This window comes from Vibrio sp. Isolate24, from assembly GCF_022398215.1.
GTDB classification, from domain to species: Bacteria; Pseudomonadota; Gammaproteobacteria; order Enterobacterales; family Vibrionaceae; genus Vibrio; species Vibrio coralliilyticus_A.
Map to the genome: position 1 here is coordinate 847,641 of NZ_JAKEUU010000001.1, position 23,196 is coordinate 870,836.

The 23,196-nt window shown below is 45.1% G+C and carries 22 protein-coding genes and 1 pseudogene; 12 read left to right on the top strand and 11 right to left on the bottom strand.

The window, feature by feature from the left end; translation table 11 throughout:
- Nucleotide 1: 1 nt before the first annotated feature.
- The 7 genes from L1D23_RS03720 to L1D23_RS03750 all read left to right on the top strand — a co-directional run bounded on the left by L1D23_RS03720 (nucleotide 2) and on the right by L1D23_RS03750 (nucleotide 6,548).
- Nucleotides 2-928: a DUF58 domain-containing protein gene (locus tag L1D23_RS03720; protein ID WP_239864296.1), complete on the top strand. Its 927-nt coding sequence runs from the start codon at nucleotides 2-4 to the stop codon at nucleotides 926-928.
- Nucleotides 925-1,398: a DUF4381 domain-containing protein gene (locus L1D23_RS03725; RefSeq protein ID WP_239864298.1), complete on the top strand. Its 474-nt coding sequence runs from the start codon at nucleotides 925-927 to the stop codon at nucleotides 1,396-1,398. The genes L1D23_RS03720 and L1D23_RS03725 overlap by 4 nt, the downstream gene beginning before the upstream one ends.
- Nucleotides 1,391-2,359 (top strand): VWA domain-containing protein, encoded by a 969-nt coding sequence (locus L1D23_RS03730; RefSeq protein WP_239864300.1) that lies wholly within the window; start codon nucleotides 1,391-1,393, stop codon nucleotides 2,357-2,359. Before L1D23_RS03725 ends, L1D23_RS03730 begins: the two co-directional genes overlap by 8 nt.
- Entirely contained in the window at nucleotides 2,352-4,124 is a 1,773-nt protein-coding gene (locus L1D23_RS03735) for a VWA domain-containing protein (RefSeq protein WP_239864302.1), read from the top strand. The genes L1D23_RS03730 and L1D23_RS03735 overlap by 8 nt, the downstream gene beginning before the upstream one ends.
- Nucleotides 4,125-4,126: 2 nt before the next feature.
- A complete protein-coding gene (locus L1D23_RS03740; RefSeq protein ID WP_239864304.1) occupies nucleotides 4,127-5,764 on the top strand; it encodes a BatD family protein in 1,638 nt (545 codons plus the stop codon).
- Nucleotides 5,765-5,818: 54 nt separating this feature from the next.
- Nucleotides 5,819-5,989, top strand: a complete 171-nt coding sequence (locus tag L1D23_RS03745; protein ID WP_239864306.1) for a hypothetical protein — start codon at nucleotides 5,819-5,821, stop codon at nucleotides 5,987-5,989.
- A 67-nt stretch (nucleotides 5,990-6,056) separates the two neighbouring features.
- Complete coding sequence (locus L1D23_RS03750; protein ID WP_239836165.1) at nucleotides 6,057-6,548, top strand: L,D-transpeptidase family protein; 492 nt, start codon at nucleotides 6,057-6,059, stop codon at nucleotides 6,546-6,548.
- Nucleotides 6,549-6,551: 3 nt separating this feature from the next.
- Here L1D23_RS03750 and yddG read toward each other — a convergent pair whose 3' ends face one another.
- The 7 genes from yddG to L1D23_RS03785 form a co-directional block, all read right to left on the bottom strand.
- A complete protein-coding gene (gene yddG / locus L1D23_RS03755) occupies nucleotides 6,552-7,469 on the bottom strand; it encodes an aromatic amino acid DMT transporter YddG (RefSeq protein ID WP_345779097.1) in 918 nt (305 codons plus the stop codon).
- A 41-nt stretch (nucleotides 7,470-7,510) separates the two neighbouring features.
- A complete protein-coding gene (locus tag L1D23_RS03760; RefSeq protein WP_239864308.1) occupies nucleotides 7,511-8,071 on the bottom strand; it encodes a sugar O-acetyltransferase in 561 nt (186 codons plus the stop codon).
- Between the two features lie 144 nt (nucleotides 8,072-8,215).
- Entirely contained in the window at nucleotides 8,216-8,614 is a 399-nt protein-coding gene (locus L1D23_RS03765) for an OsmC family protein (protein ID WP_239864310.1), read from the bottom strand.
- Nucleotides 8,615-8,625: 11 nt separating this feature from the next.
- Nucleotides 8,626-9,603 (bottom strand): Gfo/Idh/MocA family oxidoreductase, encoded by a 978-nt coding sequence (locus tag L1D23_RS03770; RefSeq protein WP_239864312.1) that lies wholly within the window; start codon nucleotides 9,601-9,603, stop codon nucleotides 8,626-8,628.
- Nucleotides 9,604-9,675: 72 nt separating this feature from the next.
- On the bottom strand, nucleotides 9,676-10,290 hold the full coding sequence (locus L1D23_RS03775) for a LysE family translocator (protein ID WP_239864314.1): 615 nt from the start codon (nucleotides 10,288-10,290) through the stop codon (nucleotides 9,676-9,678).
- 88 nt (nucleotides 10,291-10,378) lie between these two features.
- Nucleotides 10,379-11,302, bottom strand: coding sequence for a LysR family transcriptional regulator (locus L1D23_RS03780; RefSeq protein WP_239864317.1), 924 nt, complete (start codon nucleotides 11,300-11,302; stop codon nucleotides 10,379-10,381).
- A complete protein-coding gene (locus L1D23_RS03785) occupies nucleotides 11,292-11,738 on the bottom strand; it encodes an Lrp/AsnC family transcriptional regulator (RefSeq protein WP_239836159.1) in 447 nt (148 codons plus the stop codon). Before L1D23_RS03785 ends, L1D23_RS03780 begins: the two co-directional genes overlap by 11 nt.
- 196 nt (nucleotides 11,739-11,934) lie before the next feature.
- On the opposite strand from L1D23_RS03785, the gene yjeH reads away from it, so the two are divergent.
- Nucleotides 11,935-13,194 carry an L-methionine/branched-chain amino acid transporter gene (yjeH, locus tag L1D23_RS03790; RefSeq protein ID WP_239864319.1) on the top strand — a complete coding sequence of 420 codons (1,260 nt, stop codon included), beginning with the start codon at nucleotides 11,935-11,937 and terminating at the stop codon, nucleotides 13,192-13,194.
- Here yjeH and L1D23_RS03795 read toward each other — a convergent pair.
- On the bottom strand, nucleotides 13,187-13,945 hold the full coding sequence (locus tag L1D23_RS03795; RefSeq protein WP_239864321.1) for a class II glutamine amidotransferase: 759 nt from the start codon (nucleotides 13,943-13,945) through the stop codon (nucleotides 13,187-13,189). The genes yjeH and L1D23_RS03795 overlap by 8 nt on opposite strands.
- A 37-nt stretch (nucleotides 13,946-13,982) precedes the next feature.
- The gene (locus L1D23_RS03800; RefSeq protein ID WP_239864322.1) at nucleotides 13,983-15,404 is read right to left on the bottom strand and encodes a PLP-dependent aminotransferase family protein; all 1,422 of its coding nucleotides are present in this window, start codon (nucleotides 15,402-15,404) and stop codon (nucleotides 13,983-13,985) included.
- A 96-nt stretch (nucleotides 15,405-15,500) separates the two neighbouring features.
- On the opposite strand from L1D23_RS03800, the gene L1D23_RS03805 reads away from it, so the two are divergent.
- Nucleotides 15,501-16,163 carry a pyridoxamine 5'-phosphate oxidase family protein gene (locus L1D23_RS03805; protein WP_239865380.1) on the top strand — a complete coding sequence of 221 codons (663 nt, stop codon included), beginning with the start codon at nucleotides 15,501-15,503 and terminating at the stop codon, nucleotides 16,161-16,163.
- Nucleotides 16,164-16,728: 565 nt separating this feature from the next.
- Here the strand turns inward: L1D23_RS03805 and L1D23_RS03810 are convergent.
- Nucleotides 16,729-17,842 (bottom strand): annotated as a pseudogene (locus L1D23_RS03810) (IS3 family transposase).
- A 267-nt stretch (nucleotides 17,843-18,109) separates the two neighbouring features.
- Nucleotides 18,110-19,111 carry an AraC family transcriptional regulator gene (locus tag L1D23_RS03815; RefSeq protein WP_239864323.1) on the bottom strand — a complete coding sequence of 334 codons (1,002 nt, stop codon included), beginning with the start codon at nucleotides 19,109-19,111 and terminating at the stop codon, nucleotides 18,110-18,112.
- Nucleotides 19,112-19,219: 108 nt separating this feature from the next.
- On the opposite strand from L1D23_RS03815, the gene L1D23_RS03820 reads away from it, so the two are divergent.
- The 3 genes from L1D23_RS03820 (at nucleotide 19,220) to L1D23_RS03830 (ending at nucleotide 23,153) form a co-directional block, all read left to right on the top strand.
- Complete coding sequence (locus tag L1D23_RS03820) at nucleotides 19,220-19,543, top strand: hypothetical protein (RefSeq protein ID WP_006960661.1); 324 nt, start codon at nucleotides 19,220-19,222, stop codon at nucleotides 19,541-19,543.
- Nucleotides 19,543-20,766, top strand: coding sequence for a biotin/lipoyl-binding protein (locus L1D23_RS03825; RefSeq protein WP_239864324.1), 1,224 nt, complete (start codon nucleotides 19,543-19,545; stop codon nucleotides 20,764-20,766). The genes L1D23_RS03820 and L1D23_RS03825 overlap by 1 nt, the downstream gene beginning before the upstream one ends.
- Nucleotides 20,767-21,875: 1,109 nt before the next feature.
- The gene (locus L1D23_RS03830) at nucleotides 21,876-23,153 is read left to right on the top strand and encodes a cytosine deaminase (RefSeq protein WP_239864325.1); all 1,278 of its coding nucleotides are present in this window, start codon (nucleotides 21,876-21,878) and stop codon (nucleotides 23,151-23,153) included.
- Nucleotides 23,154-23,196: the final 43 nt, after the last annotated feature.

Here is a 23,196-nt window from a genome sequence, read left to right on the forward strand (position 1 = left end):
GATGGATAAACAATTATCCCCATACTCAGACGGTGTAAACCTGTGTCTTGATGAACTGCTTTACTATAAGCAACAAGCGATAAAGTGGTTACCTCCTGCTAAGAGTTTGTGGTCTCAAACGCTGGGACAGCATCAGAGTAAGCAACTAGGGCGTGGTTTGGACTTTGCTGAAGTCCGCCAGTATCAAGCTGGAGATGATGTTCGCAGCATCGATTGGCGTGTAACCGCTCGAACCGGCAAACCTCATACCAAACTTTTCACTGAAGAACGAGAAAAGCCCATCATAGTGTACGTGGATTTCAGTGTCAGCATGATGTTTGGTTCTCAACTGATGTTTAAATCGGTCTTAGCCGCACACATAGCAAGCCTGATTGCTTGGCTATCTGTCGCGCAGCGCGATCGCATCGGTGCAATTATCGATACTGGCGATCAGCTGACCGAGTTAAAGCCGACTAGCCGTAATCAAGGACCGTTAGCATTCATTCAGCATATGGTGAAGCTTCATCAGGACAAACTGCGCTCTGCACCCACGCAAGCATCACCTGATATGATGAACGGGTTACAAGCTCTTAATCGACTTTGTCCCAAAGGCAGTGAAGTTGTTATTATCAGTGACTTCCTGCGCTTTTCAGAGTCCAACCAGTCATTACTCACTAGGTTGCGTTCCCACAACCGAGTTAGGCTGGTGCATATTTCCGATCCTTTAGAAGCCGGTATCACCAATTATCGTGGCGTCGAGCAAGTTTCCGACAAACGTCAAACTTTGTGGATGGACTTTTCTTCACGAAAAGCGCGCGATCAGATCAAGTCGGTTTTTGAACAAAAACAGCAAGATCTGAAAGACTTATCTATTAAACACGGCTTGAGTTTTACCCGTCTCTCCACCCAAGAGTCACTACTACAACAATTATCTGGACGTACTCAATGAGCACCTATAATAAGGATTCATTACTCCCACTCAACCCTATGCATTTACCGGAAGTACCTTCGTGGTTTCCATTAGCATGGGGCTGGTGGGCAACCGCAGGAGCAATGGTGTTCGGCGCATTGGTCATTTGGTTAGTCTATCGCTGGAACAAAAAGCGCTTGGCCCCCAAGAAAACCGCGTTGAAACTCATTCAAGCAGGTGAAAAGCCTGCGGAAGCCATTGAATTACTTCGTCAAGCAGCCCTGTGCTACTACCCAAGAGAAGAAGTTGCACAGCTTACAGGTAAAGAGTGGTACGCCTTTCTTGATACTCAGGTTAAATCCCCTGTATTTCTAGACAATTACGAACTCTGGCAAGAAGCTTTGTATTCGAAAGAGCCTATCGGAAACGCAGCCGAATTGGTAACACATTGCTCACGATGGGTAGACGAAGCACTTCCGCCAAAAAGAAGGAGAGCCAAAGTTGGCTAACATCGAATTTGTATGGTGGTGGGCATTTTTTCTGCTGCCGCTACCCATACTGATTTATTTTTTACTGCCGCCAGTTAAGCAGTCATCTCCTGTTTATATGCCTTACCTGCCAGACTCTACGGCAGGTAACGCACCAAGGAATTTATTGGCTAAAATTCTGGCTGGTCTGATTTGGGTTTGTCTGGTTACCGCAGTCGCAAGACCGGTTTGGTATGGCGACCCGGTCACGACACAACCGAAGCACAGAGACATGATGCTGGTTGTCGACTTGTCTTACTCGATGAGTAAAGAAGACATGCAATTTAACGGTGACTATATCGACCGTTTAAGTGCAGTAAAACAGGTCTTATCAGACTTTATTGCCAAACGTCAGGGAGACCGACTCGGCCTAGTGCTGTTTGCCGATCACGCTTATCTGCAAACACCATTAACGCTTGATAGGAATACTGTTGCCGAGCAACTCAATCAAACAGTGCTGAGATTGATTGGTACCAAAACCGCCATAGGTGAAGGTATAGGACTGGCGACGAAGACCTTTGTCGATAGTGATGCTCCACAACGTGTCATGATTTTACTCAGTGACGGCAGCAATACTGCTGGTGTACTTGACCCGATAGAAGCCGCCAAAATTGCTAAAAAGTACAATGCGACCATATACACCGTCGGTGTTGGTGCGGGTGAGATGATGGTCAAAGAGTTTTTCATGACGCGCAAAGTCAATACGGCACAGGATCTGGATGAGAAGTCACTGATGGAAATTGCCAAGCTGACAGGAGGACAATACTTCCGTGCCCGTGACAGTAAAGAACTGGCGACCATCTATGACACCATAAATAGCCTAGAACCTGTGAGTCAAGCGACTCAAACTTGGCGACCACAGCAAGAGTGGTTCGGGTTTCCGCTGGCAATATCACTAGTAGGCTTCTTTGCCCTTATCATCATTAGGAGGAATCATGTCTGATTTTCGCTTCCTCTACCCAGAGTGGTTATGGGTGCTTATTCCACTCTTAGGGATGGTTTTCTGGCTCTCGAAACGTAGTCGTAGCCAAACATTGATCGCACCTCATTTAGCAAAAGCAATGGGCATTAAGCATCAATCAACACGAACCGCGATAACCAGTATCATCGCCTTCAGTGGCTTTATTGCTATTATCGCCCTTTCCGGACCGAGCTTCACCAGTTCTGAACGACCGAGCTTTAGCAATGACAATGCGCGAGTGCTTATCATGGATATGTCGATGTCAATGTACGCCACCGACATCAAACCGAATCGGCTCACTCAAGCTAAGTACAAAGCCACTGATCTGCTCAAGAAATGGAGTGAAGGGACGACCGCCCTACTCGCATACTCTGGCGATGCATATACCGTGAGCCCGATGACTTCAGATACGCGGACTATTCAAAACCTGATACCAAACCTCTCACCTGAGTTGATGCCCTACCCCGGGGCCGATGCAGTTAAAGCGGTTAAGTTGGCCATCGAGATGATGAAAAATAGCGGGTTATCCCGCGGTGACATCGTCCTTTTCAGCGATGACTTAGATGATGAAGAAAGCCAAGGCATTCAGGATCTTATTGCTAACACACAATGGCGTCTATCCATACTTGGGATCGGAACTCGATCTGGTGCACCAATCCGGCTCAGTGACGGCACCCTACTCAAAGATGCAGGGCAAACCGTCGTTGCGAAATCGAACTTCAGAAATATGAATCGCCTTTCCAACTCTGTTGGTGGCTTCTTCACGCCTATTCAACTTAATAACAGCGATATCGACGCGATTGCCAATCGCACTAGCAAAATTGAGCACACAGGAAAACTCAATCAATCACAACAAATCAGTGATCGTGTCAACAGTGGTATTTGGTTATTACCACTTTTGATTATTCCTGCACTTTTAATGTTCCGTCGCGGCTTTTTGTTTGCTTTAGTAGCCTTAACTTACCCGCTACTTTCCCCCGAACCCGCATTGGCCTCCGCTTTTCTAAACAGTAATCAACAAGCCAAACAACTCTACGACGCGGGGCAGTATAAAGCCGCCGCTGAGCTGTTTGAGAATAGAGAATGGCAAGGTATTGCGCACTATCAAGCGGGCAATTTCCCTGCCGCCATTGAAGCCCTTAAAGAGTCTCAAACACTCCACGGAAAATACAACCTTGCCAACGCCTACGCTCAAAACCGAGAGTTGGAGCAAGCTATTGAGCTTTACGAGGACGTGCTTAAACAAGATCCGAATAATAAAGATGCCAAAAAAAACTTGGAGATAGTCAGACAGCAACAGCAACAGCAACAGCAACAGCAACAGCAACAGCAACAGCAACAGCAACAAAAGTCTGAACAGGATTCGTCACCAGAGCAAGAGCGCTCCTCTCAATCTGAACAAAACTCTGGTTCAGACAAACAGCCCTCTGACAAGCAACCAGAGTCTCAGCAAAATGAGAGTGAAAGCAAGCAGCCAAATCAACAAGCTTCCCACTCCCAAGCTGAGCAAAAAGAGTCATCGCAAAGCACTTCAAAAGCAGAGCAAGTGCCTCAGCAGGAGAACCAAATTTCAGAACAACCACAAGGTGAAGCACAACAGGAGCAAAACCTAGAACAGATAGATCCTGCGCTTCGCAAGCTAGAACAAGTTGAGAGTGCACGCGATCCTAGCCGTTTACTCAAAGCTCAGATGATGTTGCAAGCTCAGCAAAAACAACCACCGCAGAATACAGGTAAGAAGTGGTAACTATGAACCGACAAATAATAAAACTGATTAGCTTACTGGCGCTGGCTTTTACTTTTGTTAGCCCAGCGGCATTGGCAGCCAATGTTTGGGCTACCGTTAGCAAAAATAAAGTCGTTAAGAATGAAGTATTTCAGCTTCGCGTTGTGGTTGACGAAAAAGTCTCTTCCGATGCTATAGATTTCAGTGCACTGGAAAAGGATTTCTATGTGGGAAGGCCTAGCTTTGGCTCTTCAATTAACATCGTCAATGGTGATCGCAGCACACGCAGCGAGTGGAACTTAACACTCGCTGCTCAAACCCTAGGGGTTGCCAAGATCCCCGCATTTACTATCAATGGCGCCAGTTCAAAACCCATTGCTATTCAAGTCACAACTGATAATGATGAACCTCAAATCTCTGATCTCGTTGAGCTGCAAAGCTCACTCGATAAAACAACGCTTTACCCAAATGAAAGTGCCTCACTACGAACTCGCCTGATCATTAAAGCGGATCCAAGGCGCCTGCAGAGCCCTAACGTTATTCCGCCTCGCGTTGAAGGGCTAACATTAGCTCAGATGGGTGAACCAAATCAGTACCAAAGTGTACTTGATGGGGTAGAAGTAACAGTGCTTGATCAAAGCTATCGCGTTACCGCCAATCAGCCCGGTGACTACACACTGACTGGCGCTGCGTTTAAAGGTTCTGTTGTCTATGGCAACGATCGTACGGGCACCACTAAACTCATTTCCGTTGACACCCCAGCTAAAACTTTTGAGATTAAAGTAGAAGATAAGCCCGAAGGCTACACCGGCGTCTGGTTGCCAACTTCCCAACTTAAATTAACTCAAACTTGGACAGCAGCCAACGGTGAGAAGATAACCTCTTCTTCAGTTCATGACACCAAAGTCGGAGACTCAATTACACGAGAAATTACTCTTGATATTGAGGGGCTTTCTTCCGATCGCTTCCCTAATATCAAGATCACCTACCCTCAAGGCATTCGTGTCTATGCAGAAAAACCTCAGTTCACGCAACTGAACAATGGCTTTACCCGCATGACATTGAAACAGGTGCTCATTCCCCAACAAACCGGTGATGTTGAGCTATCAGAAGTGAATCTAAATTGGTGGGATAGCCAGAATAAACAGCAGAAAGTCGCTCATCTTGATGGTTTAGCACTGAATGTAAGCCCCGGTGAGAGCTTGAATATTCCGGTTCCAGCCTCTCAATATACAGCCCCCGCAGAAGTCGAAACGATCACCGTCAACGACCCAGGGTTCTGGCCTTATTTAACTGGCCTCTTTGCATGTCTTTGGATCGCCACAACCATATTGTGGCTAAAGAAACGCACTCCGATTGAAGCGCCAAATCACCATGATGCCAAAACACCAATAAAATCAAGTGACAGTTTGATCGCTGCGCTAAAGGCTGGCGATCATTTTAAAGCGCAGCACTGTGCTTCAAAATGGCTTCAGGAGGCACAAATCAGTGATAAATCTCTTCTCTCTGACATCCAAAATGAACTGGATGATATGCAAAAGTCACGTTTTTCTCAGCAAGAAACTAGCTGGAACGCATCAAAATTGCTTAAACTGATTAAAAAGGTGGACAAGATGCCTCGGACAAAAGATAAGCCGAATGAAACTTTAGCGAAGCTTTAATACATAGAGGCATTGGTCGCGTCCACGTTGGTGTACCAATGAATAACTGGAGGAATGATGTCGGCAATAGAAAAGCCAGATCCCAGTACTCATTATGTGATCCTCTATTTTGACGGCTCTCAAATGGCTTCATTTGAAGTCGATGCAAAAAGTCGTTATGAGGCGATAGAGGCGTTTAAAGATCTGGGTTTTGCGGAGTGTGATATTTTCTCTATTTCTCCCTGATGAAACCGCCTAAACTCGAAAGGTAGCTTTGCAGCTACCTTTCTGTTTTTTAAGCGAGCTGAAAGCAATGATTGAGATTGCAATTCGAGTAACCCTCATACTAAGCACAATAATTTTCGTCTGTAGCGCCAATGCATCCGTCGACTTGGTCACCGTCGACAAGTCCAAACGTCGTATGTACCTCATCGACGATGGTGAGGTGGTTAGAGAATTTCGCATTGCACTTGGCAAACACCCACGAGGGCATAAAACTCAAGAGGGTGATAACCGCACACCAGAAGGCCGTTACTTCCTAGACTTTGTCATCAACGATTCAGAGTTCTACCGTTCGATTCATATCAGCTACCCAAACCCTCAAGATATTGCATACGCAGCAAAGCTTCGGGTTAATCCTGGAGGAAATATTAAGATTCATGGCTTAAGGAATGGGGAAAAGCGCCCTGCAAATTTCGTACAGAGCTTTGACTGGACCAATGGATGCATTGCCATCACTAATGAAGAAATGGATGAGCTGCTCACTCTAGTGAAATCTGGTACACCCATTGATATACGCTGGTAATGATTAATCATTACATGTTTGAGGCTCCGCTGGCTCAGCCTTTTTCTCTCTTGTTACCCACCAGCACAGTAATGAACCGACTGTCACTAGCGCAACGCCTTGCAAAAAGGTATCGGTGAGCACAAGACCCAGGATCACAGAAGAGATAATCGTTGAAAGAACGGGAGTAAAGTAAGACAAAGTGGCTAAAAGCACCATATTCCCGCCTATGATCGCGTAGTTCCAAAGCGCATAACCACTACCCATTGCAATCCCCGTAATGAGTAACAATCCACCAGATTCAAGATTTAAGCTCAAACCTGTTTCATTGCTGATGGCATACTTCATCCATAGAGTTACCGCCGTCATGATGAAGAACAGCGTGATCGGGTTTTGCCCTTTAGATATTCGCTTAGTCAGATTGCAATATATTGCCCACAGGAAGGCGCCGACAAAAGCCATAGTGTACGTCAGCGGGTTCGTTGCGATATTCGCAGCAATCTGAGAGAAAGAAAGCCCTTGTTCTCCGGTAATACTCCACGCGACACCAAAGAAGGCTATCGCTATCGCAGGGTAAACGAGGATATTGGTTTTCTTCGGGCTGAACATTACAGCCAACAAGACGGTTAGAGCGGGCCATAAATAGTTAATCACCAACATTTCTACAGCTTGCTGACGAGAGTTTGCCATCGCCAATGCCAGAGCCAAACAGATTTCGTAAGCGACGAATAGCCCACCCCCGAACAGCACATAAGTCATTGAATAACTTCGAACCTTAGGCAGCCCCATGACCATAACTAAAAACAGAGAAGCAACGCTATAGATTGATGCTGCACCGCCAATAGGGCCTAAAAACTCGGTGACCGTACGAGCTAACCCCATAACACTACTCCAAAGCAGGATGGCTAGTACACCGCACAAAGTAAATTTATGTTGGCTCACACTATTCTCTCAAATTGACAATAAAAGAGGTTAAGCTAGCGTTAACTGTCATTCTCTGTCAAATGTCTTATCAAAGTCGCTGGGGTGCCACCATATAGGCTGTCAGGCGGTACATCTCGTGTCACCACCGAGTTAGCCGCAATCACACTGCGTGCACCTATGGTCACACCTTGATTGATGACCACATTACCACCAATCCAAACATCATCCTCAACCGTGATTGGCAAGCAAGTCGTTTCCCAACCTCGTCGACAACGGTAATCCAAAGCATGGCCTGCAGTGTAGAATTGAGTGTTAGGGCCGATAAGCACATGATTGCCTATCTTAATCTCAGCTCCATCCAACATGGTCACGTTCATGTTAATGAATGTGTTATCCCCTATCGATATGGTTTGACCAAATTCACAGAGAAATGGTGAACGAATCATACTTGACTCACCAACATGATTGAGCAATTGGCGGCAGATGTCTACACGCTGCCCATCGCTGGTATTGTGATTCAATTCTTGCAAGAGGCGAGTGGCTTGCTCACGAATACGATTGATGCTGCCATCTGACCCATCAAACAACTGGCCAGCGATCATTTTTTCAAACTCTGTCATCACGCCTTCCCATTAACGGCTTGAATAAAAAAGATAAAGTAGCGCGAATAGAGGATTGTAAAAAGGGAAAGCTGACAGAGGATCATTTCCGTAATTGACAAAAAAGCCGAGTTGTAAACCCGGCTTTCCACGTTTTATAGTAAGCTATGCTATGTCCCAACTGTGGGTCATTTCTACGCCTTCACCTAGCATCAGGCACACGGAACAATACTTTTCTAGAGAGTCTGCTGTTACTTTTGCGACAACCTCGGCATCCAAATTTTCACCAGACACCTCAAAATGAATATTTACTTTGGTGAAAATTCTAGGCGCGGTTTCACGACGCTCAGTCGACAGTTTTGCCGTGCAACTTGTTACCATTTGCGCCGCTTCTTTTAGCCCGTCAACAACATCGACTGAGCTGCAGCCACCCGCCGCCATCAGAACCATCTCCATTGGGCTTGGTGCAGTTGCACCGCCATTACCATCCATGACCACAGAGTGACCAGATTGAGAGTGACCAAGAAACTTAAATTCTTCAACCCACTTAACTTCAGCTTGCATATCTTTCTCTCTTATACGTCTGCCGGGAATATTACGCCCGTTTGTTTACGAATTTCTGTCAGCAATTTAGCCACAATCAGCGAGCGCTTCATACAGTCTTCGTCCATTTTGTTCGTTTCAAATTGCTTAGCAAAAACCAAGGCTTCGTAATACATTGGGTTCGGATCTTGTTTCACACTCAAATCTACTCCAACACTGCCTTTTGTAATCTTGGTCAGCTTTTTACCCGTAGAAATCATCTCCATCAAAAGCGCGCCCTCTTCGCCTTGAATTTCGCTTGGTAAATAGGAGTCACTGGTTTTAGAGTGCTGAAGCACGACTTCAAAGCCATCATAACCCAAAATCACACTTCCACTGCCATCCACACCACTGTCCAGCAGCTGGGCGTGAGCTTTCACACTGAGTGGTTCGCCAAATAACTCTACCGCAGCGCCTACACAATAGTAGCCAATATCCATAATTGAGCCGTTTGCAAAAGCAGGATTAAACGTATTTGGGTTTTCACCCGCCAGATACTTAGGGTAACGCGATGAATACTGACAATAAGTAATCAATGCTTTACGAATCTTACCTATATGGCGGCTATGCTCTTTCAATAATTTAAAGTTGGGAGTATGTGGTGACATAAATGCTTCAAACAGCACAACATCGTTTGCTAATGCCGTCTGATACATCTGTTGCGCTAACGTCTCATTGGCAGCCAGCGGCTTTTCACAGATCACATGTTTCCCTGCTTCTAGTAGCTTTATCGCTTGTGGGGCATGCAGTGAATTCGGGCTGGCAATGTAAACCACATCAATCTCTGTTGAAGTGGCCAATTCGTCAAAATCATCGAACAGAGCTGGTGAATCATATTTCTCGGCAAACGCTTTCGCTTTTTCAATAGAACGGGAATACACGCCTGCTAAAAGATACAGATCGGTTTTTAATGCGGCCTCAATGAATTGGTCTGTGATCCAGTTTGTTCCGATAACAGCAAGTCTAATCATCCTTTCTTCTCCAATCATGACAAAAGGAGCCAAGGGCTCCTTTGTTATCTATTCTCATATGTATTGAGTATCTTACACTGTCATGACGACTCGCACCGCTAAAAAAATCAACACGGCACCTGACAAACGATCAATCAATTGTGCTCTGGAGCGAATTTTGTCTAGCAAACGGGGGCTAGAGAGTAAAAAAGTAATCAGGGTGTACCACAGACCATCGACAACGAAAGGGGTTAATACAATCAGAGCTTTGGCTGCCAAGCTATCTCCAACGGCCACAAATTGGCTGAACAACGCGATAAAGAACAAGGCAATTTTCGGACTCAAGATGGAGATAAGAAAGCCCTCTTTTGCCGACTGCCAAGCCGTTGTGTGCTCTCCTGATTCTAACTTCGCTGCCACGCCACCTTTTGAGCGCAGAGCGTTGTAGCCAAGATAGGCCAAATACGCCGCCCCCGAATAACTGATTGCTTTGAATAGCAGTGGGGACTGTTGCAGGACAACGGCAAGACCAATCAGGGTAATAAAAGCATATATACCGATACCAAATGCATGCGCCCATGCCGTTGCCAAACCATTTCTACGACCACCAGCCAAACTATGCTTGGCCACCATCGCTAGGCTTGGTCCGGGTGACATCGCCCCTAAAATGCAGATCGTGAAAAGTGATAGCCAGATTGTGAGTGTCATTATTTTTTCCTGAAACTAGAGTCATACCATTAAGTTATCGCAGCGAAATAATGATTTGAAATCAAAGTTTATTATATTAGCTATGACTTCAAATCATACTAATAGAATACCTTGAAGTGCGGATCGCATGAAGCACCCTCTCACGCATCCACTGATGGGCTTTATCTTGATCATACTTAGGGTGCCACATAAGCCAATACTGATGCGCTTCCGTGTCAAACGGTAGCGGGCGATATTCCAGATCGTGATTGGCGGATAAGTTCAACGCAATGTGTTCAGGCACTACCATTAAATAATCACTAGAAACTAGCGCATTCACGGCAGCAAAGAAGAAAGGCACTTTCAGCGCTACCCGCCTTTCATAACCTAAATTTTTCAATACCGTGTCAGTGCTGGAATCTTTGTCTCCCCCTCCGGTGACTTTCAAGTGCGGATAAGCGATTAAATCTTCTACAGTCAGTGTGCGTTTAGACGATAATGGATGAGAGCGATGCATAAGGCAAACTGACTTGTCTTCCCCAAGCTTCACACTGGTTACATTAGCAGGTTTCTCTGGCTGCATGGTTGACGCTAAGTGGATACCCGTTTCGCCAAACTGCTGAAGATAATCAGGCTGCCAAAGGCGATAAGCCAAGTTGACGTTAGGGGCTTGCTCCACCATTACCGCAACAACATCTGGCACTATGTACTGAGCAACATAATCACTTGAAGACAAAACGAACTCCTGCTTCCAAGTTTTAGGATCGAATGGCTTGTCATGCAGCAGCTGTTCAAACTCGCCCAAAAGCAAATTGAGTTTTGTCTGCATTGCGAGCGCTCTTGGGGTCGGAACCAAAGCATTACCGTCACGCACCAATAACGGGTCACCACATAAGTCTCTTAATTGGGCGAGCTGGCGACTCACTGCAGATTGGGTGATGTTAAGTCGTTCTGCAGCCTTACTGACATGACATTCCTCTAGCAGTACCTGCAACGAGCGCAATAAATTGAGATTGATATGATTAAGAGACATGACGGGTATTAAAAAACTCCGTGAGTACAGTGTGGGTCATTAGGTGACGTAACTCCGGAATCGTTTGTAATTCATCGCGAACTGCATTAAGCCTAGCCATGGTAGGCACTTCAACAAATAGCATCATATCCGTTTCCCCTGTAATGGCGTGACACCACTTCACTCCCTCGATCTTATAGATCTTCGCAGCGTACGACTCACAATAATGTGACGACGCAGACATATCGAATTTTAATGCAATGTAGGCTTGTATTGACTCCGGCTCGTCTTGGGCAATATTGGCGTGATAACCAAGAATCACTTTCTCTTGTTCCAGTTTTTGAATTCTTGCAGTAACAGCTGAACGTGACAAATTCACTTGACGAGCAATATCACTGACCGATGCTCTGGCGTTATGTTTTAAGATATTAAGAATTTGGTTATCAAACTTATCCATATTACTTCCTGTCATACCTCAACTTATCCTGTTGATTTCAGGTAATGTGACACAAAAAGCCGTTGGGCGAAAGAGTGCAATCTGCCTATTTACCTCCCTCAGTTCCGCCAAAGTGACATATAAATCCGACAAATTGTTTGCTGTGTTTCTCTTAATGTTTGAGTAAGCTATCAAAAAAAATTACGGGAAAGGAACCATGGGGCAGCTAAAACAAGAAATCACATTATTATCAGGCGTTGGGCAACTCTCAACGACCTTGCTGGGTACTGGCCTTTTTATGGTCCCCGCGATTGCAGCTGGCATCGCTGGTTCACTTTCTCTTTGGGCGTGGCTCATTCTATTTATTGCGATATGTCCGATTGCGCTGACCTTTGCTCAGTTAGGTAAGCGTTACCCGAACGCAGGTGGAACCGCGTATTTTGTACGTCAAGCATTTGATAAGCGCCTTGAAAAAAGCGTGGCTTGGTTATTTGTCAGTGTAATTCCCGTCGGTGTACCTGCCGCGGTGGCACTTGCCGCTGGCTTTTTACAACAATTACTGCCCGAAGCGCTGAACTCCTCTACTTTCGCCCAACTGCTAACGGTATTTCTGTTGATCGCTGTTAATCTGGCAGGCACAAAGTCATCGGGGCGCCTTCAGACGCTTATTGCGCTCAGTATCTTCATTCTGGTCGCAGCCTTCTGGTGGAAAGGTGATATTGGCGGGCAAGATCTGAAGATGCCGGCACTCACCTCCGAATCAACTTGGAGTATTGGGGCTGCACTAGCCGTTATGTTTTGGTGTTTTGTCGGGATAGAGGCTTTCGCACACATGGGAGAAGAGTTTAAAAACCCGCAAAGAGATTTCCCCATTGCGATCATTATCGGTTGTTTTGTCGCTGGAGCCGCTTACTGGGCCTGCTCCGTCGTTATTTTAAAGTTTGGTGCCTATGGAAGCAGCGAATTCGACAGCGCTTCCATACCTTGGTTATCAGAAATGCTGTTTGGTGAACAGTTTAAACTGCTCATCAGCGCCCTTGGGTTTGCTGCCTGTTTTGCTAGCGTCAATCTATACACACAGAGTCTCTCAAGAATGGTCTGGGCTCAGGCACGCGAATACAAACCTAAAAGCGCCTTAGCCAGAGTCTCAATTCGCGGCGTTCCGGCCAACGCAACTTTGGTAGTCGGCGTGGTGCTAGTGCTTTCATGTTTGGTCGGGGAAATTTCAGGCCTAGATCTTGAGTTTTTTCTAAAGCTGGCCAATGGCATTTTCGTTCTGGTTTACCTTTTGGCCATGCTTTCAGCCTATAAGCTCCTGACAGGTACCAGTAAATGGATGGCTGGCGTGTCATTGTTTATATGTACTGGCGTATTCATCTGCTTAGGTTGGTCAATGCTATATGCCGTCACTATTTTCGCCGTTCTTTCTCTCCCATGGAGAAAGCGACGCTATCTCAATCAAAGTCGGGCTAAATAGCATGATAGGTTACGGCGTCACCCTTTATAGACAAAATACTTTGCGCAGAGACTTTTCTCCAATCAGCGCTTTTTTCCAACGGCTCTGATGCCAGAGCAATGTTTGCGCCATCTTGTCGAATGAAGACGGTTGGCGCATCATTCGCTGAGCTATAACGCACGACCCAAAATTGCTCACCATCCGAAATACAAATCGATGCTTTCAATGGTTCTTCTATTCCTCTCGATGTCGCCAGCTGGCCTATATCCTTGAGAGTTGTACGAATCGCTTCAACAGGCTGCTCACGTAGGCCATTTTGTAACATTAAAAGAAAGATAAGCTCGCTATCCGTTGTGCCCATGCGCTGGAGGAACAACGGCTCCGATAACTTCTTATGTAACTCATATTTTATTTGTTCAAAGCCCCCAATCTGGCCATTATGCAAAAACATCCAATTATCGATGATAAACGGATGACAATTAGAACGAGAAACCTGAGTCCCTGTGGAAGAGCGAACATGAGCCATAAATCGATGGGAACGAATGTGGTGAGTTAATGAGCGCAGGTTTTCATCTCCCCAAGCCGGTAAGACTTCGTGGAACTGCCCTGGAGTATCTCGCTCGGTATACCAGCCGAGCCCAAAACCGTCGGCATTCACGCGCGTGACTGCTTTTCTTGCATCAAGACTTTGGTGCACCAAGGAGTGCTCAGGCTCATAGACTAATTTGTCTAAATAAATGGACTCTCCTTGATAGGCTAACCAGCGGCACATAAGCTTCCCTCAATTGAAGATATTTCATTCAATACAATCACGATTCAAACAATCGGGCAAGCACTCGTATTCTCGGTTCTAGCTCTGACAAGGGCGTATTACCAAAACCAAGCACAACAGATCGCCAAGTGCGGTGACTTGCCGCGGTATGCTCGTAGTAGCTCAACGGACGCAGTACAATGCCTTGCTTTTCGGCCCTTGCCACCCACTCTTGCTCATCTATTCCGCCGTCCCATTTGAGCGTGACATGCAATCCTGCCGCTTGGCTGATGATTTCCATCCTTCCATGAAAATAGTCGACAATGGCTTGGCTGACTATTTCATGTTTCTGTTTGTACAACCGGCGCATTTTCCGAATATGACGAATGAGATGACCTTCAGCAATAAAGTCAGCCAAAGCCTCTTGTGTATGAGAAGGAGAATCCCCGCTCATGGCATCTTTGATTTCAAGACAGCGCTGAATTAAATTATCCGGCACCACCATATAACCTAACCTTAAGCCGTTAAACATCACTTTACTCAGTGAGCCAATGTAGATCACATGCTCATCTAGCCCCATTTGCCCCGCTAATCCCTGTAGACTGGTATAAGGCCGGTGCGCAAACTGAAACTCACTGTCATAATCATCTTCAATGATCCATCCTTGATTACTCGCCGCCCATTCAATCAACTTCAGGCGATTTTCAGTGTTGATGGTCGTTCCCATCGGATATTGGTTACTCGGGGTGATGTATAACGCTCGTGCCGTACTTTCCAGGACATCACTCAACTCAAAGCCTGTTTCTTGATACACCGTCAAAGGTTCCAGTCGATATTGGTTGAATTCAAGCACCTTGGTCATTTGGGCATACCCGGGCTGCTCCATCAAGACTTTTTCACCTTGTGCCAGAGTCGCTGCCATCGCAATGGTCAAAGCCTGCTGCGCGCCAGAAGTCACGATAATTCTCTGTGCTGAGCAATAAACGGAGCGACTGGAAGACAAGTAATCAGACAGCGCCGCTCTAAGCACTTCACTGCCCTGAATATTTTGATTTCCCAGTAGCACTGGGCGTAGAACATGCCTTTGCAACAGTCGTTGCCATTTACCAAGCGGAAACAGTGAAAGATCTGGAACGCCAGGTGCAAATGACGAATTGATATCAAAGCAGCTGGACTCGACCGAAGACGTACCCTGAGTCACGGTCGCTGGCACATATTTGTCCGGTAACTCAACCGCAACGTAGAACCCCGAGCCTTGCTTGCTTTCTATGTAACCTTCCGCCAAAAGCTGCTCATAAGCAGCCGTTACGGTATTACGACTCACATTGAGCTCACTGGCGAGCTTACGCGTCGAAGGTAACTTACCCTGCAATGGCCACAAGCTTTTCACTATTTTTGCTCGAATCGCATGAAACAACTGCTGCTGTAAAGTGCTCGCCCCTCCTGAGAGGGTCAGATCTCCGATATCAATCAACGCCATTAACTGGACCTATAAGTTTGTTAAAACTGGCTCTCAATAACATACCAGTTAAGTACTAGATTGGAACCATAAATGACAAGCCAATGGAGATACGCAATGCTATCAAACACAGAAAGGACCCAAATAAAAAAAGGCGCTCACAAAGCCGTGTTCGAGGACAAACATCTTGCACAAATTATTGATGAGTCATTAATCGCCCATATCGCGATTAATGACGCTAACGGCCCTATTGTGATTCCTATATTGGCATGGCGTGTCGATCAACATGTGTATATCCATGGGGCAAACAACAGCCGACTGCTGCGCTCGTTAAAACAAGGCCACCAGACCTGCCTGACATTCACACTTTTCGATGGCTGGGTTTTAGCAAGATCGGCTTTTCACCACAGCGCCCACTACCGCTCAGCTGTCGTTTTCGGCCAATTTGAAGTAGTTGAAGAAAAGCAGGAAAAAGATCGTCTACTCAATCATTTTATAGAGCAGATTGCCCCCGGAAGAACGGAGCAGGTCAGATTAAGTAATGATAGAGAACTCGCCGCGACAATGGTGCTGAAGATGCCTTTAAGCGAAGCGTCTGTCAAAATCAGTTGTTTTGGTGTCAACGATGATGAATCCGATTTGGATCTTCCTGTGTGGGCTGGCGTCTTACCCTATCGGACGACAGTTGGCCCACTTGAGCCAGTAGAAGCATCCACACATTTGGAAGAACCCGATTACAGCAGTGCTTATGGTGAACGCTGGTACAGTTCAGTGAACTAACACTCGATAAAAAACCTTAAAACGAGCCCCAGCCAATTCGCTCTCATCTATTGAAATGCACCAGATGAGTCGTTTGGCGGATTCTGAAACAATAGTCAGCCCTAACCCCAAGCCGTCGCTATGGCGGCTTTTATCCAGCGTTCAGGGAGAAGGCTTTATGTAGATAGGACTCAGACAACACCTATCGAGATAGTCTCTAAGCCCACGGTAACCGCTAAAGCCAATAATTTTATTCATTTTGCATTCTTGCGCTTTAAATATAATAAGCGTAAATATATTTCAAGTTAAAACAACACTAAAATGTATATTTAAAAATAAAAAACAATAATAATCCACATATTTAAGAGATGAATAAAATAGAAGTGGACCCCGATGGTTGGACACATAAGCTAATTTCTTAAGTGGTTGATCTTGCTCATGCAGCGTATCTCTGCCTGCCGAAGTAGGCTTCATCAGGAGTGAGGTCATTGAGTCCTTGATGATTACGCTCTTCATTATAAAACACCAGAGAAGTGGACCCCGATGGTTGGACACATAAGCTAATTTCTTAAGTGGTTGATCTTGCTCATGCAGCGTATCTCTGCCTGCCGAAGTAGGCTTCATCAGGAGTGAGGTCATTGAGTCCTTGATGATTACGCTCTTCATTATAAAACACCATGTAGTGACCGATTTCAAGTTCTGCCTCTCGGGRCGTGGTGTAAGCTTTTAAATAAACCTCCTCATATWTTAGGCTTCGCCACAGTCGTTCGATAAAGACATTATCAACCCAGCGATCTTTTCCATCCATGCTGATCCGTATTCCGTGGTCAAGTAACTTCTCCGTGAAGTCAGAACTGGTGAACTGGCTACCCTGATCGGAGTTAAAGATATCAGGTGGCCCGTAGTGTTGAAGCGCGTCTTCGAGAGCCTCAATGCAAAAGCTTGTTCGATAAGCGCCAAGACAACACTTTACGGCTATACCAGTCGATAATRGCGACCAGGTACAGGAACCCTTTAGCCATTGGGATGTAAGTGATATCAATAGCCCAAGCTTGGTTCGGGTAAGTGACTTCGATATCACGCAACAGGTAGGGGGTAAACCTTGTGTGCTTTGTTCGCCAGTGTTGTTTTTGGCTTGGGATAAATCGCTCCAATGCCCATATCTCGCATGATCCGAACAATACGCTTGCGATTAACGTTGTGGCCCTTTTTAGCCAGCTCGGTTCGAACACGCYTACTGCCCATGAACGGATATTGAAGGTGGATTTCGTCAATCATACGACGTAATTCAATCTCTTCAACAGAAAGTCCGACAGGCTGATAATAAGCTGTAGAGCGAGCAACATTGAAAAGTTCGCACTGACGCTTTATCGGTAATTGGGTGGATTTATCCAGCGAACTCTTTCGCTGTGCTCGGTCTAGYGACCGAGCACTTTGACCAAAAAATCATTTTCCATGGTCAATTGACCGGTCTTGGCGTGGAGTTTGTCCACTTCTTCAGAGCTGTCCTTACCCGACTGACTTTCAGAGGCAAAAATCATGGCTRCATTTTCAAGCAGCTCTTTTTTCCATGTTGAGATTTGGTTAGGGTGCWGGTTGTACTTCTGCGCTAACTCAGCGACAGTTTTATCACCTTTGGCGGCAGAAAGTGCCACTTTAGCTTTGAATTCAGGAGAGTGGTTTCTACGTTTTCTAGTCATAATCTGTTCCAGTATTCTTGGGTACTATCAAAACAGATCAATCACTTAAAGTCATGTCCGAAAATTGGGGGCCACTTCTNCACCTTTGGCGGCAGAAAGTGCCACTTTAGCTTTGAATTCAGGAGAGTGGTTTCTACGTTTTCTAGTCATAATCTGTTCCAGTATTCTTGGGTACTATCAAAACAGATCAATCACTTAAAGTCATGTCCGAAAATTGGGGGCCACTTCTCTGGCATTATTTGGAATAAATCCCTTTTGGGATAGGTTCTAAAGGTAGTAACGCTGAACGTACTGGTTAGGCGTTAGACCCCGATGTTTTTTAAACATGCGATTAAAGCTAGCGATATTCTGATATCCAAGGCGTTGAGCAATATCGTCAATCTCGATACCATGACGCATCATCTCTACCGCAATGTTACTCAGAACATAACCACTCACAGTGGTGAAGTTCATTCCTAAGTTACGCAATCGGCGTTGAAATTGCTGCACCGACAAACCAAGTAAGCTAGAAACATTTTCTACCGTTGGCAGCCCATAATGGCGGCTGTAGTTTAGAATTTCATAAATCACTTTCACTTCATCTTCTGGGTCAGGCATATTAAGCAATTCGTCCAAGTCAGCAAAATTCATCGCCAGTCGCCCTTTCTGCAGCCTCGCTTGCTGCTTGGTAGCTAAACGCAGCTCCGAATGAAACCATATCTCCGTGGACGAGTGACTCCATTCCACCTCACAGCCAAAATATGCTTCATATTTAGCTGTATTCTTGCGAGAACCAGACAGTTGTACTCTGAGTGGAGAAAAATCCTGACCAAGATAAGTACGTAAAACCTTAGTGAGTGCCATCGCCATACGAATACTGTCGTGAACTTTACATTCAGGTTCGATCATCGGGTTCCGATACGCCCATTTGATCAATGAGCCACTCAGGGAAGCAGACAGAAACGCCCCACTTTGCAGACTGCTAAATCCATAATTCACACGTCGAATGGTCGATGCGAGATCACTACCAGAAAGAAGCCAGTGAGAAATAACACCTATCTGCCCAACATCAACATCACGGTTGATATCAAGAATCACATCGGGATTATCAGTAACGCCCTCTAATTTTTCAAACCAGCGATTCACTTCAACCATTGGGATCAGCGTCATAGGATTGCGAAACACGGATTCTGCAATCACCAGTTCGCCATCATCAATTTGGTAGCGCGACCTCGCTTCCTGATGAATATGTCGAATTCCCAACACACGCATAAAGCGCACTTTATCCATATACAGATCACATCAATTGGCTATTTAATATGAATCAATCTGTCACATACTAAGCTAATTTTCAAATCCGAAACACAATACTGATCCTTATTAATAAAGGAGCCTTGAATGAGTTTATTAAGTGTCCCGTTCGTTGGAACCGGTGCAGACACCGCATTACATGTCGTCGCAACTATTGTCTTGATTGCGACTGTCGGCGCTGCTCTGTTTGGATTCTGGAAGTTTCACGAACTACCAATCAACAAAGCCCATAGTAAAGACCATCATCAAATAGGACTAATAACGGCGTTGACATGGATTGGTTTCATCTGGCACTGGGTTTGGGTTGTCGCAGTCATTGTCGCTTTTGTCGATATGGACAAAGCCATTGTCAACCTACGCGACACTTGGCGTCACGCACCCAACACAAAAGATAAACAGGAGGAGGCTTAATGTTAGAAGGTTTAGCTGTCTGGGCGCTTTTTATTTATCTGCTAAGACTGGTGGGTATGCCTTGGAATACCGCGACCAAGTCATTCGCCTATTTAGGTGGCGTTTCTTGGCTGATGTTTGTTTGGGTCGGTTTGATCAACTATACGCCAATGGATCTATCTGGCGGTTCGGTGGTGCAATCCCCTCATATCCAGTTACGCCCCGATTCTCCTAACGTAACAGGTAAAGTCGACAAGATTTACATTGAACCCAACCAAAAGGTAAAGAAAGGCCAACTGATTTACGAGATCGACCCGACTCAATACCAAATCGCCTATAACCAAGCGAAAGTAGAAGAAGAGTCCGCGATGGTGGAGCTTGAAGTGGCATTTGAGGATGTTTCAATTTCACAAGCAACGTACGAGTCAATGGTTCAGGATTTGGAGACTACAGAAAGCCAACTTGCTGCTGCCAAAGCCGATTACAGTTTGCAGAACAAAATGTTAAAGCGTTACAGAGAGCAAAACCGTGTAGTGAACAACACCATCACTGCGAGCGATATTGATAAGCAGGAAACAGCCGTCACTAAGGCACGACACAACGTCTCAACCATAGAATCAAAGCTAAAAACAAAACAGGTAGACACTGAAAAAGCCAAACTTGCTATCGCGAAATCAGAATTAGTGGTTAAATCTAAACATGCTGATTGGAAAAAGTCACAAGAGAAACTCGCAAAAGCAAAATGGGAGCTGAACAGCACCAAAGTTTATGCACCTGCAGATGGCTTTGTGACCAACTTCATCTTGCGCGAGGGGCAGCGTGTCTCAATGTTACCTAGGCTGCAAATGTACACAGATGAGAAATACGTGCTAATGCGAGTCAATCATCAGGCGATTCGCAATGTTAAACCAGGACACAGTGCTGAGTTTTCTTCTTCAGTCTACCCAGGTAAGATCTTTTCTGCTCAAGTTGAGGGGATAGTTGAAGCCACGGGAGAATCACAAAGCAACTTATTGGGCTTGGACGAATCGGTAAGAGTGACGACAGGAAAAAATGTACAAAATAAGCATCACTTCGTGCGCTTGAAAATAGAAGAAGCCGAGGGCTATGACATTCCCGTCGGTTCTGTTGGGCTCGCTTGGGTTAGCGGAGACAAACCAATCGGCTTTATGGCCTTCCTCGATGTTATCCGTGGCATCATCATTCGTATGAAGTCCCAGCTCTACTACTTCTATTCTATTTAGCCCATACTACCTACAGCCCGGTGAATCCGGGCTTTTGCTTTTCACTAACATAACCATAAAACGATCGCATTAGCTGTCAATTTCTATAGCTTTATCATACATGTCACTCAGCACAGCTATTTCAGCCAATATATTGAAATAGTAAACATAAAAAAGCCAACATTCTCATCGTGCTAGCACTTTTCATTTCTTTGTTATCTCCAGTACGAATGAAACAGAAACTCAATCTCAAACACAGTGGTACTCTGAGCTTAGCAAGGTTTTCTAAACAAGAATGATAGGAAAGTGATGTAATGAAAGTCTTAAAGTGTGTGAAATATCATTAGCAATAACGTTTTAATTCGCAAAATGCAAATGCACATTGCAATTTAAAGTCGAAAAAATGCTATATTGCGCCCAAATGCTAGGCAATTACGCTCTATAAAAGTTGGCACATATACTGCATTTATTAAGGTGACCCTTCTTAAGCCGAGGGTCACCTAGCCAACTGACGTTGTTAGTGAACCAAATTTGTTCACACTTATTTAAGCCAATCTTACTTATTGAGGTTGGCTTTTTTTCTGTCTACTGCCAACACATCTATCATGGTTCTTCATTGCTACAATGGTGTGGCATTTCCATGATCCTAGTGTTTCACATCCTTCTATATTTGAGCAAAGACTGAACTTTTAGCACACTAATACATCCAAAATAACCGCGATTTTCTTATTAAAAATAGCGTTTGACACACCATATCATCCTAAAACCACAAAAATTTCAGCCAGCCATTCATCCTCATTCTGCCCCCACCAGACACGACATACGCCACCACTCAATAATCATATTATTAAGAAGGTATTGCATGATACAAACATCAGCATAAGCTGAGAAAAATGCCTATCATTAACCAAATACCGACAAGTGAAGTTAATTCCTTCAGTCGTGTTTTTATAATATTCATATAAGATAAAAATTTGTTTTAATTGAACTTATTGAATAAAGAACACCAAATGACGTTAACATCAAAAAAACGATTGACCAAGCCACTTTCACCACAGTACAAGCTGTCAATTATTCATATTCAACTCAGCATAGTGATTTAAAGCCTATTTGTGGAGATAGAACCTAGGATGACAAAGTTATTGATCAAAAATGCAAAGCTACAACATCAAAATGAATATAAACAAATTTTGATTGAAAATGGTCAGTTTCAAAAGATTGTCGATAACAACGTTTCACTCTCTTACTCCGGCGATACTTTGGATGCCGAAGGGGGGATAGTGGTCGCGCCATTTTGCGAGCCTCACATCCACTTGGACACAACTCAGACAGCGGGAGAGCCGAGCTGGAATATTTCCGGGACACTGTTCGAAGGAATAGAACGTTGGGCTGAACGTAAAGAAATACTTTCTATAGAAGATGTTAAAGCTCGTGCAAAACAGACTCTTAAATGGCAAATTGCCAACGGTGTTCAACACGTTCGTACTCACATTGACGTATCGGACCCGACGCTTGTCGCTTTGAAGGCGATGGTTGAAGTGCGTGAAGAGATGAAGGAATGGGTCGAGATTCAGATCGTCGCGTTCCCACAGGAAGGTATTCTCTCCTACCCTAATGGTAAAGAATTACTCGAAGAAGCGGTAAGGCTTGGCGCTGATGTTATTGGTGCGATTCCACATTTCGAATTTACACGAGAATATGGTGTTGAATCTCTACACTATGTTTTCGAACTGGCAAGAAAATATAACCGCTTGATTGATGTGCACTGTGACGAAATTGACGACGAACAATCTCGCTTTGTCGAGACCCTCGCCGCCCTCGCGCACAAATATGAAATGGGAGATAAAGTAACAGCTAGTCACACAACAGCGATGGGGTCCTACAACGGCGCTTATGCGTCGAGGCTTTTCCGCTTGCTAAGAATGTCAGGCATTAACTTCGTCGCTAACCCACTCGTCAATATCCACTTACAAGGACGCTTCGATGAGTATCCAAAACGGCGCGGAGTCACTCGAGTTAAAGAAATGCTCAACGCTAATATCAACGTGTGTTTCGGCCATGATGATGTGTTTGATCCTTGGTATCCATTAGGCACCGCAAATATGCTTCAAGTGCTTCATATGGGACTGCACGTATGCCAAGTAATGGGCTATGATCAAATCAACAACTCCCTTGATTTGATCAGTACCAACTCAGCTCGTACTTTGAATATCCAAGATAGATACGGTGTCGAAGAAGGTAAGCCAGGAAACTTATTAATTCTACCCGCTGAAAACGGCTTTGATGCCGTTCGCCGTCAAGTTCCAGTCCGTTACTCAGTACGTCACGGAAAAGTCATCGCACAAACTCAACCTGCGGTTACGTCGATCCATTTGGAGAGTGAAGAAAGCATAACTTTCCGTCGTTAGCATCAACTGAATGAATAAAGGGAAGCACTGCTTCCCTTTCTAT

Coding starts and splice junctions, on each gene's coding strand:
- L1D23_RS03805 (WP_239865380.1), top strand. CDS start 15,501: ATGCTATCAAACACAGAAAGGACCCAAATAAAAAAAGGCGCTCACAAA.
- L1D23_RS03795 (WP_239864321.1), bottom strand. CDS start 13,945: ATGTGCCGCTGGTTAGCCTATCAAGGAGAGTCCATTTATTTAGACAAA.
- L1D23_RS03750 (WP_239836165.1), top strand. CDS start 6,057: ATGATTGAGATTGCAATTCGAGTAACCCTCATACTAAGCACAATAATT.
- L1D23_RS03745 (WP_239864306.1), top strand. CDS start 5,819: ATGATGTCGGCAATAGAAAAGCCAGATCCCAGTACTCATTATGTGATC.
- L1D23_RS03785 (WP_239836159.1), bottom strand. CDS start 11,738: ATGGATAAGTTTGATAACCAAATTCTTAATATCTTAAAACATAACGCC.
- L1D23_RS03830 (WP_239864325.1), top strand. CDS start 21,876: ATGACAAAGTTATTGATCAAAAATGCAAAGCTACAACATCAAAATGAA.
- L1D23_RS03725 (WP_239864298.1), top strand. CDS start 925: ATGAGCACCTATAATAAGGATTCATTACTCCCACTCAACCCTATGCAT.
- L1D23_RS03720 (WP_239864296.1), top strand. CDS start 2: ATGGATAAACAATTATCCCCATACTCAGACGGTGTAAACCTGTGTCTT.
- L1D23_RS03825 (WP_239864324.1), top strand. CDS start 19,543: ATGTTAGAAGGTTTAGCTGTCTGGGCGCTTTTTATTTATCTGCTAAGA.
- L1D23_RS03760 (WP_239864308.1), bottom strand. CDS start 8,071: ATGACAGAGTTTGAAAAAATGATCGCTGGCCAGTTGTTTGATGGGTCA.
- L1D23_RS03775 (WP_239864314.1), bottom strand. CDS start 10,290: ATGACACTCACAATCTGGCTATCACTTTTCACGATCTGCATTTTAGGG.
- L1D23_RS03815 (WP_239864323.1), bottom strand. CDS start 19,111: ATGGATAAAGTGCGCTTTATGCGTGTGTTGGGAATTCGACATATTCAT.
- L1D23_RS03780 (WP_239864317.1), bottom strand. CDS start 11,302: ATGTCTCTTAATCATATCAATCTCAATTTATTGCGCTCGTTGCAGGTA.
- L1D23_RS03800 (WP_239864322.1), bottom strand. CDS start 15,404: ATGGCGTTGATTGATATCGGAGATCTGACCCTCTCAGGAGGGGCGAGC.
- L1D23_RS03735 (WP_239864302.1), top strand. CDS start 2,352: ATGTCTGATTTTCGCTTCCTCTACCCAGAGTGGTTATGGGTGCTTATT.
- L1D23_RS03770 (WP_239864312.1), bottom strand. CDS start 9,603: ATGATTAGACTTGCTGTTATCGGAACAAACTGGATCACAGACCAATTC.
- L1D23_RS03820 (WP_006960661.1), top strand. CDS start 19,220: ATGAGTTTATTAAGTGTCCCGTTCGTTGGAACCGGTGCAGACACCGCA.
- yjeH (WP_239864319.1), top strand. CDS start 11,935: ATGGGGCAGCTAAAACAAGAAATCACATTATTATCAGGCGTTGGGCAA.
- L1D23_RS03765 (WP_239864310.1), bottom strand. CDS start 8,614: ATGCAAGCTGAAGTTAAGTGGGTTGAAGAATTTAAGTTTCTTGGTCAC.
- L1D23_RS03740 (WP_239864304.1), top strand. CDS start 4,127: ATGAACCGACAAATAATAAAACTGATTAGCTTACTGGCGCTGGCTTTT.